The 12,575-nt window shown below is 73.7% G+C and carries 11 protein-coding genes; 3 read left to right on the top strand and 8 right to left on the bottom strand.

Annotated elements, in window-relative coordinates:
- The 6 genes from ABTZ54_RS33990 to ABTZ54_RS33965 all read right to left on the bottom strand — a co-directional run.
- The coding region (locus tag ABTZ54_RS33990) for a carboxyl transferase domain-containing protein (RefSeq protein ID WP_351671226.1) at positions 1–776 on the bottom strand (776 nt) is incomplete at its 3' end.
- On the bottom strand, positions 769–2,247 hold the full coding sequence (locus tag ABTZ54_RS33985) for an acyl-CoA synthetase (protein ID WP_351671223.1): 1,479 nt from the start codon (positions 2,245–2,247) through the stop codon (positions 769–771). The genes ABTZ54_RS33985 and ABTZ54_RS33990, both read right to left, overlap by 8 nt.
- A 20-nt stretch (positions 2,248–2,267) precedes the next feature.
- Positions 2,268–3,452, bottom strand: a complete 1,185-nt coding sequence (locus tag ABTZ54_RS33980) for an MFS transporter (protein ID WP_351671232.1) — start codon at positions 3,450–3,452, stop codon at positions 2,268–2,270.
- A 109-nt stretch (positions 3,453–3,561) separates the two neighbouring features.
- Positions 3,562–5,007 (bottom strand): GAF domain-containing sensor histidine kinase, encoded by a 1,446-nt coding sequence (locus ABTZ54_RS33975; protein ID WP_351671220.1) that lies wholly within the window; start codon positions 5,005–5,007, stop codon positions 3,562–3,564.
- A 34-nt stretch (positions 5,008–5,041) separates the two neighbouring features.
- Complete coding sequence (locus tag ABTZ54_RS33970) at positions 5,042–6,085, bottom strand: rod shape-determining protein (RefSeq protein ID WP_351671217.1); 1,044 nt, start codon at positions 6,083–6,085, stop codon at positions 5,042–5,044.
- Between the two features lie 364 nt (positions 6,086–6,449).
- Positions 6,450–7,019 (bottom strand): hypothetical protein, encoded by a 570-nt coding sequence (locus ABTZ54_RS33965; RefSeq protein ID WP_351671215.1) that lies wholly within the window; start codon positions 7,017–7,019, stop codon positions 6,450–6,452.
- Between the two features lie 122 nt (positions 7,020–7,141).
- On the opposite strand from ABTZ54_RS33965, the gene ABTZ54_RS33960 reads away from it, so the two are divergent.
- Positions 7,142–7,909: an SCO2400 family protein gene (locus tag ABTZ54_RS33960; protein ID WP_351671212.1), complete on the top strand. Its 768-nt coding sequence runs from the start codon at positions 7,142–7,144 to the stop codon at positions 7,907–7,909.
- A gap of 27 nt (positions 7,910–7,936) precedes the next feature.
- On the opposite strand, the gene ABTZ54_RS33955 is transcribed toward ABTZ54_RS33960, so the two are convergent.
- Entirely contained in the window at positions 7,937–8,365 is a 429-nt protein-coding gene (locus tag ABTZ54_RS33955; protein WP_351671209.1) for a MarR family winged helix-turn-helix transcriptional regulator, read from the bottom strand.
- A gap of 89 nt (positions 8,366–8,454) precedes the next feature.
- On the opposite strand from ABTZ54_RS33955, the gene ABTZ54_RS33950 reads away from it, so the two are divergent.
- Both ABTZ54_RS33950 and ABTZ54_RS33945 read left to right on the top strand, forming a co-directional pair.
- On the top strand, positions 8,455–9,474 hold the full coding sequence (locus tag ABTZ54_RS33950; protein ID WP_351671206.1) for an NADP-dependent oxidoreductase: 1,020 nt from the start codon (positions 8,455–8,457) through the stop codon (positions 9,472–9,474).
- A 63-nt stretch (positions 9,475–9,537) separates the two neighbouring features.
- Complete coding sequence (locus ABTZ54_RS33945; RefSeq protein ID WP_046911604.1) at positions 9,538–9,960, top strand: organic hydroperoxide resistance protein; 423 nt, start codon at positions 9,538–9,540, stop codon at positions 9,958–9,960.
- Between the two features lie 80 nt (positions 9,961–10,040).
- On the opposite strand, the gene ABTZ54_RS33940 is transcribed toward ABTZ54_RS33945, so the two are convergent.
- Positions 10,041–12,551, bottom strand: coding sequence for a M14 family zinc carboxypeptidase (locus ABTZ54_RS33940; protein ID WP_351671202.1), 2,511 nt, complete (start codon positions 12,549–12,551; stop codon positions 10,041–10,043).
- Positions 12,552–12,575 lie beyond the last annotated feature (24 nt).

Raw genomic sequence — 12,575 nt, 5'->3', positions numbered from 1 at the left:
GTGTCCGGACTGCGACCTCCACTTCGCTTCGCTCGTTCCGGGCGCCGCCACGTCCGGACACCCCCACCCCCGCGCCGGCCCCCTTCCGCCGTCGTTCGGCTGGCGGGTGCGCTCAGTAGGCGTAGCCAGAGGGCGATGGTTTCGCGGAGGTGTTCCGGCTGGACCAGGGCGTCCACGTGGCCGTGGGTTTGCTGGGATTCCGCTGTGTACGCCGTGGGGTCTGCGGTTGGTGGGCGGACCCTTGAGCCTGCGAAGGCGACCTGTGCCGACGGTAGGGCCAGGATGATGTCTGCTGCGGCGCCTACTGTTGCCCAGCCGCCGCCGGTCGACGGGTCGCGCAGCACGGTCACGTGGGGTACGCCCGCCGCGCGGAGGCGGACCGCTGCGGCGGCCACGCGCTGGAGCTGGGCCAGGGCGACCATGCCCTCCTGCATGCGGCTGCCGCCGGTCGCGACGAGGGAGACCAGGGGGACGCGGCGTTCGGCCGCCTCGCGGTAGGCGGCTACCAGTCGGTCGCCGGCCGCACGGCCCAGCGAGCCGCCCAGGAAGCCGAATTCGAAGACCACCAACACGCAGGGGTGGCCGCCTACGGTCGCCGTGCCGTACAGGACGGACTCGTCCTCGCCGGTGCGTTCGGCTGCCCGGGCGCGAGAGGTGTCGTAGCCGGTCCAGGCGAGGGGGCCGTCGGGGGGCTGGGAGGGTGGGGGAGGGGGGTTGAGTGTGAAGTCGTCCGTGAGGAGGGCTGCGGCCTGGCGGGCCGTGAGGCGGTCAGGCATCGGGGGGTCCGGGTAGTGCCTTCTTCAGGATCTTGCCCATGTCGTTGCGGGGCAGAGCCTTCAGGTAGCGGACCTCGCGGGGGCGCTTGTGGGGGGCTAGGAGGGCGGTGACGTGGGCTGCCAGGGTGTCGGGCTTGGGTGGTTTGGTCGGGTCCGTGGGGACCACCCAGGCCACGATCCGCTCGCCCAGGTCCGGGTCGGGCTCGCCGGTCACGGCCGCCTCGGCCACCTCGGGGTGGTCGAGCAGGGCGTTCTCGATCTCGCCCGCGCCGATCTTGTAACCGCCGCTCTTGATGAGGTCGGTGGCCTTGCGGCCGACGATCCGGACGTAGCCGTCGGGCTCCCGTACCGCCATGTCCCCGGTGCGGAACCAGCCGCCGTCGGCGAACGCCGCCGCCGTGGCGTCCGGGCGGTTGAGGTAGGCGGTGAACAGGTTCGGGCCCCTGACCTCGATCTCGCCGACGGTCTCCCCGTCGTGTGCGGTGAGGACCGAGCCGTCCTCCTCCACCAGGCGCAGCTCCACCCCGCGCAGTGGCAATCCGACCGAGCCGGGGCGGGGGTCCGAGCCGACGGGGACGGAGGTGTTCATGAGCGTCTCGGTCATGCCGTAGCGCTCGATCACCGTGCGGCCTGTCGCCGAGGTGATCCGCTCGTGGTCGTGCACGGGCAGGGACGCCGAGCCGGAGACGAGGAGGCGGGCGCCGGTGAGTGCCCGGAGCAGTGCGGGGTCGTGGGGGAGTGCCTCGGCGAGCCGGTGGTACATGGTCGGGACGCCGAAGAGCATCGTTCCGCCGCCGTCGCCGAGTTCGCCGGCTACGCCTTCCACGGAGAAGGTGCCCAGGTGTCGTACCTCGCCGCCGCGTCGCAGGGGGCCGAGGACGCCGAGGATCAGGCCGTGGACGTGGAAGAGCGGCAGGGCGTGTACGAGGATGTCTTCGGACGTCCATTTCCAGGCCTCCTCCAGGGCGTCCAGCGAGGCGGCGACGGCCCGGTGGGAGAGCACGACGCCCTTGGGCGGGCCCGTCGTGCCGGAGGTGTAGACGATCAGGGCGGGGGACTCGGGGTCGTCGGGTCCGCCGGCGAAGGCGGTGGCGGCGCTGAGGGGGCTGAAGTGCGGGACCCGGGTCTCCACGTCGATCCGGGGCAGCTCCGCGAGTCCTGGGGGCAGCTCGTCCCCGGCGCCCGCGAGCACCACGGCGGGCGCGCTGTCGGCGAGGATGTGCGCCAGCTCGCGCGCGCCGGTCCGCGGGTTGACCGGGACGACCGGCACCCCTTCGAGGAGCGCGGCGACCACGCCGACGGCGGTCTCGGCGGTGGGCGTGGCCCAGACCGCGACGCGTCCGGCGCCCATGATCCGTACCGCCAGGGCCCCGGCGGCGCGCGCCAGTTCCTCGTACGTCAGGGTCTCCGCGCCGAAGCGCAGGGCGGGCTGGTCGGATCGGTCCCTCAGGGCCGGGAACAGGGCGCTCATGGAGGCATTCTGCCCAGGCGTCAGGGGCGGCGCGCTGCGACCTTGCTCACCCCGGGCGGCGCGTCGTCGCCCTCGGGCCGGACGTTGCGCATCCGGCCGTACGCGTAGACGCAGCCCGCGAGGGCCAGGTCGGACAGGAGCATGAAGCCGATCGAGTACGAGCCCTTGGCGCTGTAGATGGCGCCCATGACCAGCGGCGGGACGAAGCCGCCGAGGCCGCCCATCGCGCCGACGATGCCGGTGACGCTGCCCACCTGGGACTGCGGGGTGACCTGGGAGACCAGGGCGAAGACGGAGCCGCTCGCGGTGCCGAGGCCCGCCGCCATGAGGAGCAGGGCCGTGGTGCCGCCGGGGTTCAACGGTGGGTCGAAGGCCTGGACGATCGCGAGGAGCGCGACGACGGCGAGCGCGGCGGAGGTCACCAGGGCGGGGTGCACCCGGTCCGAGAGCCAGCCGCCGATCGGCCGGAACACGACCGTCACCAGGGCGAATCCGGCCGCCTTGGTGCCCGCGTCGGTCGGGTCGAGCTCGTACCAGGTCTTCAGGTACGTCGGCAGATAGACGCCGAACGCGACGATGCCGCCGAAGCCGATCGCGTACAGGGCTGAAAGCTCCCAGGTGACTCGCAGTCGGCCTGCTTGGCCTAGGCGGTGGGCCAGGGAGGCGGCGGGGACCGGGCGGTCGGGGCGGTCCGTGATGAGGAGGGCGGCCAGTACGGCGTACGCGGCGAGGGCGATGGCCACCACGAGGAAGGGGAGGTTCTCGCCGTGCTTGGCGATGCGGGGGGTGAAGTAGCCGGACAGCGCCACGCCGCCCATGCCCATGCCGAAGACCCCGAGGGCGAAGCCGCGCTTGGCCGGCGGGAACCAGGAGTTGACCAGCGGGATGCCGATCGCGAACGTCGTGCCGCCGAGGCCGAGGAGGAAGCCGACGGCCAGCATCAGCGGGTACGAGTCCTTGACCACGGTCAGGAGGAGGACGGGGATGATGGTGAGCGCGGCGGCCAGTGGGAACATCCGGCGGGCGCCGTAGCGGTCGGTGAGCGCGCCTGCCGGGATGCGGCCCAGGGAGCCGACCAGGACGGGGACGGCTACGAGCAGGGACTGCTCGAAGGAGCTGAGCGAGAGGCGGTCCCCGTACCAGCTCGCGAGCGGGGCGATCAGGTCCCAGGCCCAGAAGGTGAGCGTGAAGCCGATGGTCGCCATGGCCAGGTTGCGGTAGGCGGCCGCGGGGATCTTCGCTTCGGTGTCCACGAACCCAGTCAAGATCGGGGGCGGGGGCCGTGCGCGCGGGGTTACGCCGTACGGGCTCGACCTATGGCCACGTCACCGTCGTCGGCGGGGTGCCGTCGGTCTCCACGCTTAGGTGCAGTCCCGTCTCGTCGGCTTCCACCTCGACCGTCACCGCCGTGACGCCGGGGCGGCGGTGTGCCGCGGCCAGCGCGCCCCGCAGGGCGGCCAGCAGCCCGTCGGCGGAGGTCTCGTCGGCGAGGGTGTCGACGGCGCCGGAGAAGTGCACGGAGGGCTGGAAGCCGAGCAGCGCCGCCGCGCCGCCGGTCTCCCGCAGCACCCGGCCGCGGAACGAGGTGGGCGCGTCCGCGGGCGGCTGCTGGAGCGCGAAGATGGTCGTGCGGACCTCCTGGATCGTCGAGTCCAGCTCGTCGACCGCCCGCCCGAGGAGCGTGTCCTCGTCGGAGGAGTCGTCCGCCCTGCGCCGGGTCGACTCCAGCATCATCTCGGTGGCGAAGAGGCGCTGGACGACCAGGTCGTGCAGGTCGCGGGCGATCCGGTCGCGGTCCTCGTAGACGGCGAGCCGCTCCCGGTCGTGCTGGGCGTCGGCGAGGACCAGGGCGAGGGCCGCCTGCGAGGCGAACTGGGCGGCGAGCAGCCGGTCCACCGCCGTGTACGGGCGGTCGCCGCGCCGCCGGGGCAGCGCGAGGGTGCCGATCAGCTTCCCGCCGCTCTGGAGCGGCAGCATCATCGAGGGCCCGAAGCGGCTGCGGACGTGGGTGGTCATCCGGGGGTCGCTCGCCGAGTCCTCGATGAAGACGGGTTCGCCGCCGAGCAGCTGCACCAGGACGGGGGAGCCGGGGGCGATCGTCGTGCCGACCAGGTCGCCGGGGTCGTCGGTGGTCGAGGCGGCGACGATCTCCATCCCGCCCTCCTCGGTGGGCTGGAGCACCACGCCCGCGGTGGCGCCGGCGAGCAGCCTGGCCCGTTCGGCGACGGTCATCAGGGCGTTCTCGGCCGGTTCGCCGGCGAGCAGCGCCGTGGTGACGGCGGCGGCGCCCTCGATCCACCGTTCGCGCTGGCGGGCCGTCTCGTACAGCCGGGCGTTGCCGATGGCGATGCCGGCCTGGGAGGCGAGGACGCGCAGCAGGCTGTGGTCCTCCTCGGTGAAGGAGCCCTCGCGCTTCTCGGTGAGGTAGAGGTTGCCGAAGACCTCGGTGTGGACCCGGATGGGCACGCCGAGGTAGGGGCTCGTCCCCGGGGGCCCTTCGGGGAGCCGGCGGATCCGGCGCCGCTGTGCCTCGCTGAGGCCGGAGGTGTACAGGTCGGTCACGGTCCCGCGCTCGGGGTCGAGGACCCCGAGCGCCCCGTAGCGGGCCCCGGTCAGCTGGGTCGCGGTCTCCACGAGGTGCTGGAGGGTGGCCCGCAGTTCGAGCTCGCTGCCGACGCCGAGGACGGCTTCGAGCAGCATCGGAAGCCGGGGGACCAGGGAGGTGGCGTGGTCGTCGCCGGGCTCGTCCATGATCGGCATGGGCTCATTGTCGTACAAAACACCCAGCCGCCGGCTATTCGCTTTCGGCCAGCGGGTTGAGGACCAGCGGCTGGATCTTGCCCTCCAGCATCGCGCCCAGGCCCAGCACGGCGCAGACGTCGGGCCGCTCGGCGATGTGCACGGGCATCCCGGTGGCCTCGCGCAGCATCTGGTCGAGGCCCGGCAGCAGGGCGCTGCCGCCGACCATCATGATGCCGCGGTCCGCCAGGTCGGCCACCAGGTCGGGCGGGCAGTCGCGGAGGACCTTGCCGATGCCGTCGAGGACGGCGGTCAGCGGCGTCTGGATGGCCTCCCGTACGGCGGCGGTGTCGACGGTCACCGAACGGGCCAGGCCGGTCGCCACGTCCCGGCCGTGGATCTCCGTGTAGGTGGGGCCCTGGAGCGTCAGGCCGTTGCCGTGCAGCGCCACTTGCAGGGGGCGGACCGACTGGCTGGGCAGCATCAGCTCGTGCTGGTGGCGCAGGTGCTGGATGACCGCGTGGTCGATGGCGTCGCCGCCGACTGGGACGCGCTCGGCGGTGACGATCGCGCCGAGCGAGAGCACCGCGACCTGGGTGGTGGCCGCCCCGCACACCATGATCATGGTCGCGGTGGGCTGCTCCACCGGGAGTCCGCAGCCCACGGCCGCCGCGATCAGGGTGTCGACCAGTTCGACCCGGCGGGCGCCGAGGCCGACCAGGGTCTCCACGGCGGCGCGCTGGGCGAGCGGGTCGCTGTCGTGCGGGGTGCAGGCGGCGGCGCGCAGCCGGGGCTTGCGGCGCAGCTGGCGGCGGAGCTTGTCGCCGAGCAGGTGACGGAGCATCCGCTGGGCCATCTCGATGTCGACGACGGTGCCGCCGGAGACGGGGCGGACCACCCGGATGTAGTCCGGGGTGCGGCCGGTCATCTTCTCGGCCAGGGCGCCGACGGCGATGAGCGCGCCGGTACGGGTGTTCACTGCGGCGACGGACGGCTCGTCGACGACGAGTCCGGCGCCCTTGACGAAGACCCGGGTGCGGGCTGCTCCCAGGTCGACGGCGACATGGCAGCGGCGCAGCTGCTCAAGGCTGACGGTCACGGCGTTCCTCCGGAGTGCGGTGCTGGCACGGGCGAGGCGGTGCGCGGAGCGCGGTCCTGTTCGCATCGTGCTGCCGCCCCGGCCGGGGCGCGCGTTGGGCTGCGCCGCCCGGGGGAGGGGTTCGCTGACGGAGGGTCAGGCTTGGGGGTGGGGTTGGGGGAGGGGCTGGGAGACAGGCGGGGCCGGTCGGGGCTTGTCGCGGCCGGTCGGTGCTGGCCGGGGTCGGTTGGGGCCGGTCTGTGCCGACCGGTGCCCGGCGGCGCCTGGCGGTGCCGGCCAGTGCGTGGCGGTGCCTGGCGGTGCCGGCCAATGCCCGGCAGTGCCTCGCGGCGCCAGCGGTGCCGGGCGGTGCCGTCCGTGTCTGTCAGGGCGTCACCGGCAGCAGCCTCTGGAAGAGGCCCCACGCGAACTCCGCCGCGCACGGGGAGCCGTCGGGCAGGGTGAAGTCCAGGCGGGTGAGTGTGGGGGCGGCCTGCTCGCGTGCCCGGGTGTCGCGGAACGCTGCGTAGACCTCGTCGATCACGCACCGCCACGGCCGCAGGTCCGACACCGTGCGCAGGGCGGGTACGGGGGCGCCCGGGGCCCTGACCAGGGCCCTCGACCAGACGGCGCGGCCCGGCCCGGCGAAGACCGAGAAGCGGAGTTCGGGCCAGAGCGGCACCGGCCACACCCACGCCTCGTGCCCGGCGGGGAAGCCCTGGACCGCGTGCCGCGCCTCCGGCTCGCCCAGCGCCGCCCGGTAGCGGTCGAGTTCACCCGCCGCGCGCGGGGCGTGCGCCCGCGCCTGCCAGCGCTTGTTCGCCTCGCGCATCGCGGTGCGGGTGGTGCCCAGCGCGCGCAGCGCGTCGTCCACGAGTCCCGGTTGATGGTCGGCCATCCGGCGGAGCAGGACGAGTTGGAACTCGTCCGGCCCAAAGGGGGCGGCAGGGGTCATGGGCCCATCCTGCCCGAAGGGGGAGATTAGCGACGGCACGCCCACGACCTGCGGTTTCCTCACAGGATCCTCACGTCCGCGGCTATCTGTCGTGTCCATGGGGCGCATAGCCTGCGGGCGCCATGGACTACTGCCACCAGTGCCGACGGCATCTCAACGGCGCCCTGGCCTGTGCCGGCTGCGGGACCCCCGCCGAGGAGCTGCGGTACCGCGCCCCCCACCCGATCGCCGAACCGGCGGCCTTCCCCCCGCCGGCCGGGCCGGAGTCCGGTTACGCCTTCGAGCTCGACCCGCTGGAGCCGCCGCGCCCCGGCACGGGGCGGGCCGCCGCGCGCCGGGCGCGCTCGCGACGCGGGCGCACGGTCCTGGTGGGCACGCTCGGTCTGGTGCTCGCGGCCGGGGCGCTGAGCATGGCGAAGCTGGCCCTGGAGCAGCCCGACACGGGCGGCGCCGCGACCGCGGTGCGGGAGGAGGAGGTCGTCGAGACCACCCTCGACCCGGACCCGCCGAGCCCGTCGGGGAGCCCCGAGGAGTCCGAGGGGCCGGGGACGGTCGAGCGGCCGGATTCGGCCGGTCCGACGCCCACCGGCCACGCCTCGCACCGCCCGGGCGGCTCGGGCGGATCCGCCTCGGGCGGTGGTACGGGCTCGGGGTCGGGCTCCGGGTCCGGTACGGGTCCGGGCGCGGGCTCCGGGGGCGGCCCCGGCACCTCGCCGCGCACGTCCACCGGCTCCCCGGCGCCGACCGTCACGCCCACCGCCACCGCCACGGCCTCCGGCTCCGCCTCGCCCACGGCGAGCGGCCCGGCGCCGACCACGGGCACGCCGAGCCCGCCCCCCAGCCCGACGCCGAGCCCGACGTGCACGCGCTTCCTGTGGTGGTGCGTCTAGGGCGAGGCCCTAGGGCGAGGCCCTCGGCTACGCCGTGCCGAGCATCCGCTTCAGGAGGTCGCGGAGCAGGGTGCGCTCGACCTCGGTCAGCTCGCCGAGCGGCTCGCGGGCGAAGCGCAGCGACTCGCGCAGCCTGCGGGCGACGTCGCGGCCCTCCTCGGTGGGGGCGGCCACCTTCACCCGGCGGTCGCCGGGGTCCGGGCGGCGCTCGGCGAGGCCGCGGGACTCCAGGCGGTCGATGATCCCCGTCACGTTCGACGGCTCGCACTTGAGCTTCTCGGCGATCTTCCGCATGGGGGTGGGCTCCAGCGAGAGCAGGCCGAGGACGCGGGCCTGCGCGCCGGTGAGGGCGTGCTGGGCGGCGGCCTCCTCGTACTCGTCGTGGTAGCGCGCCACGACGGTGCCGATGAGATCCACGACTTCCAGCGTCAGGGGGTCCGTGCGTGTGGTGGACATGGGTTCATCGTACTCCGATACTTGACAGCATGAAATATTGAGGCGCATGGTTGTTTCAGTTGATGAAGCATTTCTAGGAGGCTCCGCCGATGTCCGCACTGCCCGCGTCCAGCCGTGAGTGGCACCTCGTCTCCCGTCCGCACGGCTGGCCCGTGCCGTCGGACTTCGCCCTGCGCGAGACCCCGGTCGCCGAGCCCGCCGAGGGCCACGTCCTCGTGCGCAACCGGCACTTCTCCGTCGACCCGTACATGCGCGGCCGCATGAACGACGTCAAGTCGTACATTCCCCCGTTCCAGCTGGACCACCCCATGGACGGCGGCGCGGTCGGCGAGGTCGTCGCGTCCAGCGCCGAGGGCTTCGCCGTCGGCGACCACGTGCTGCACGGCCTCGGCTGGCGCGAGTACGCCCAGGTGCCGGCCCAGCAGGCCACCAAGGTCGACCCGGAGCTCGCCCCGCTCTCCACCTACCTCGGCGTGCTCGGCATGACGGGCCTCACCGCCTACGCGGGCCTCTTCGACGTGGCCTCCTTCAAGGAGGGCGACGCCGTCTTCGTCTCCGGCGCGGCCGGTGCCGTCGGCAGCCAGGTCGGCCAGATGGCGAAGCTCAAGGGCGCCTCCCGGGTCATCGGCTCGGCCGGCTCCGACGAGAAGGTCAAGTGGCTCGTCGAGGAGCTCGGCTTCGACGCCGCCTTCAACTACAAGAACGGCCCGGTCAAGGACCAGCTCCGCGAGGCCGCCCCGGACGGCATCGACGTCTACTTCGACAACGTCGGCGGCGACCACCTCGAAGCCGCGATCTCCTCGCTCAACGTGCACGGCCGCGCCACCATCTGCGGCATGATCGCGCAGTACAACGACACCGAGCCGGTCCCGGGCCCGCGCAACATGGCCATGATCATCGGCAAGCGGCTCCGTCTCCAGGGCGTCCTCGTCGGCGACCACTACGGCATGCGGCAGCAGTTCGTCCAGGAGGTCGGCGGCTGGCTGCGCTCCGGTGAGCTGAAGTACGGCGAGACCTTCGTCGAGGGCATCGAGAACGGTGCGGAAGGCTTCCTCGGCCTGCTCCGCGGCGAGAACACCGGAAAGATGATCGTCTCGCTGACCCGCTAGTCTTCCCTCAGCCGTCGCGATCGTGGGCGCGAGTCGCGGCGAACGAAGAAGGTAGACATCAGCATGTCCATCCAGCACTCCGACGTCCTGTACACCGCCGTCGCGACCGCCGAGAACGGCCGCGACGGCCGGGTCGCCACCGACGACGGGCAGCTCGACGTCGTCGTGAACCCGCCGAAGGCCATGGGCGGCTCCGGCGCCGGCACCAACCCGGAGCAGCTCTTCGCCGCCGGGTACAGCGCCTGCTTCCAGGGCGCGCTCGGCGTCGTCGCCCGCAACGAGAACGCGGACGTGTCCGGCTCGACGGTCACCGCCGAGGTCGGCATCGGCAAGAACGACGAGGGCTTCGGCATCATCGTGAAGATCTCGGCGACCATTCCGAACGTGGACGCCGAGACCGCCAAGAGCCTGATCGAGAAGGCCCACCAGGTCTGCCCGTACTCCAAGGCGACCCGCGGCAACATCACGGTGGAGCTCGCGGTCTGATCACGGGATACCGTAGAAGGGGGCCGCACCCCGACCGACCGAGGTGCGGCCCCTCCTTCACGTGTGCCCGCGCGAGCCGGTCAGCGGCTCAGCAGGGCCCTTCCCACCAGGGCGAACGACCCCTTCGGGTGGTCCCGGAACAGCGGCTCCGTGCCGATCAGGACCACCGGGGCGCCGTATCCGGTCCGGCCGCTCACCACCGCGGCCCACCCGGCCGCGTCCGCCGGACCGCCCCGGCCGTCCGCCAGCGGCCGCCAGTGGCCCGAGACCAGCGGCGCGACCGGCGCGTACGACAGGTCCGTCCGCACCCCCGCCCCGAGCCCGGTGAACCACAGCGGCGCGTAGACGAAGGCGTGCCCCGGAGCGCCCGAGGTCAGCGGGGAGCCCGCGCCGCGCACCCGCACCACCCCGTTGGCGTCCCCGTTGCCCGCGACGGACGTCACCGGCAGCAGCCCCGCCGCCGCGTTGAACGCGGCACCGTCCGCCCCGACCGCGACCACACCGGCGCCGCTCGCCCGCAGCGCCGACCGGGCCGCCGGGTTCAGCTCGGCCCAGTCGAGGCCGCGCGACACGTACAGCACGTCCCCGGCCGCCCAGCGGAAGCCCCCGTTCAGGCTCGCCGCCGAGACCGGCACCACGTCGAAGCCCATCTCCCGCAGCGCGAACAGCTCGCCCGCCGACGCCGAGGCCGCCACCCGCGTGCGGGCCAGCGGCGCCGTGCCCCGCTCCTTCGTGGCCCCGAACACCACCCCGTACCGCTCCGCGAGCTCCCGGGCGGCTTTCCGCGCCGAACCCGGCACGACCGCTGCCCCGTTCTCCGTACGCCGCACGGCGACGCCCCGCGCGAGCAGCGCGTTCACCGCCACCAGCTCCTTCGGGTCGTCGAGCCGCAGCAGCAGGTCGCCGCGCGGCGCGACCGAGCCGGTCGGCGCCGCCGCGTGGACCGTGTCCACCACGGGCGGCACCGGGCCGCGCTCCACCCTGCGTACCGTCGCGCCCCACAGCAGCCCCAGGCTCCACCCCGAGATGTCGTACATCGTCGACACGTCGCCGCTGATGTCCCGGCCGTCCGCCAGGATCACATTGGCGATGCCCCGCTTCGGCTGGCGCAGATCCACCACGTACGAACCGTCCGCCGCGCGCCCGACCCGTACGTCATTGGCGACCAGATGGTCCACGAGCCGCGCCGCCGCCACCGCCGACCGCTGCGAGCGGCCCGCCGGGATCACGTACGCGCGCGGGAACGACGTCGTGTAGACGTCCTCCGGGCCGATCCCCGGCACCCCCGGCACGGTCTTCTCCGACACCGGCCGCTGCGGCTCGCCCGCCGCGCCCCGCCGGAAGGTCTCGATCTGGTCCGCGAGCACCGAGCCGCGGTGCGCGTCCGTGTAGTCGAGGGCGGCCCGCATCGCCACGCCCGCTATGCCGACGTTGATCGCCGAGCGGCGGCGCAGCTCCGCCACCGGCAGCGTGTCGTACTCCTCGTTGTTCACCGCCATCGGGAACTCGATGGTGTGCGCGGCCACCGCGCCCTGGAACGGCATGTACTGCGGGGTGAAGATGGGCGGCCAGTCGTCCCAGCCCTCCGGCATGTCGCGGAACGGGATGACCGCGGGCTCCACGCCGTCCTTCGCCGGGGTGTAGCCGAGCCCGTTGACGGCCTTCTCCATGCCGAGCGCGTTGGCGTAGGAGTTCTTCAGGAACAGGTCGTACTCGTAGTTCTCGCCGTGCGGCGGGGTGGTCGGCTCGATCAGGGTGCCGTTGACATAGCCGTGCAGGTCCAGCATCACGGCCGGCTGCTTGTCGATCGCGATCCGGCGGATCGCCCGCGCCTCCGGCTGGGAGGCGGTGACGAAGTCGCGGTTGAGGTCGAAGCCGTTCGCATTGGTGCGGGTGCCCGCGATCCGGCCGTCCGGGTTGGCCGTCACGTTGAGGTAGATCCGGGTGCGCGCGAGCAGCCCGGCCGTCTTGCGGTCGGTGGCGGTGGCCAGCTCCTCGATCAGCTTCAGGGCCGCGTCCGTGCCCTCCCACTCGTTGCCGTGGATGTTGTTGTTGAAGAAGACCGGCGTCTTGTACGCGGCCTTGATCCGGGGGTCCTTGGCGGCCGCGGCGGGCGCGTTCTCGATCCGCTCGCGCATCCGCTCCTGCTCACGGCTCTGCCCGGCGGACTCCGGCGCGGTGACCGTGACCAGGTACAGCTCGTGCCCGCCGGCCGAGCGCCCGGCGACCTCGACGCTCACCCGGTCGCCCAGCCGCTGGAGGGCGTTGAGGCGCGGCGCGAGCGCGTGGTACGGGGCGAGCCCCAGCTTGACCGACCTGTCGGCCGGGTCCACCGGCGGCACGGTCAGGGCCGTGCGGCGCGGATAGCCGGTGCCGGGGCGCGCCGCCGGGGCCGCGTCGGGCGCGCCGAACGCCCGGGGCAGCCGGGACGCGGCGGACTCCGGCCCGCCGTCCTCCCGTACGGGACGGGGCGCGTGGTCCGTCCGGCCGGGCGGGCCCGGCGGCGCGGCGCTCGCCGGGAGCGCGGTGAGGACCAGCGCCCCGAGCGCGGCGCAGGTGGTGGTGATCAGAACGGAACGGGGTCGTGCCATGCGTGCGAACCTCCGTAACTGGGC

Origin of the sequence: Streptomyces sp. NPDC094032 (assembly GCF_040303965.1) — a bacterium.
GTDB lineage: Bacteria > Actinomycetota > Actinomycetes > Streptomycetales > Streptomycetaceae > Streptomyces.
This window is presented reverse-complemented; position numbering and strand designations above follow the sequence as displayed.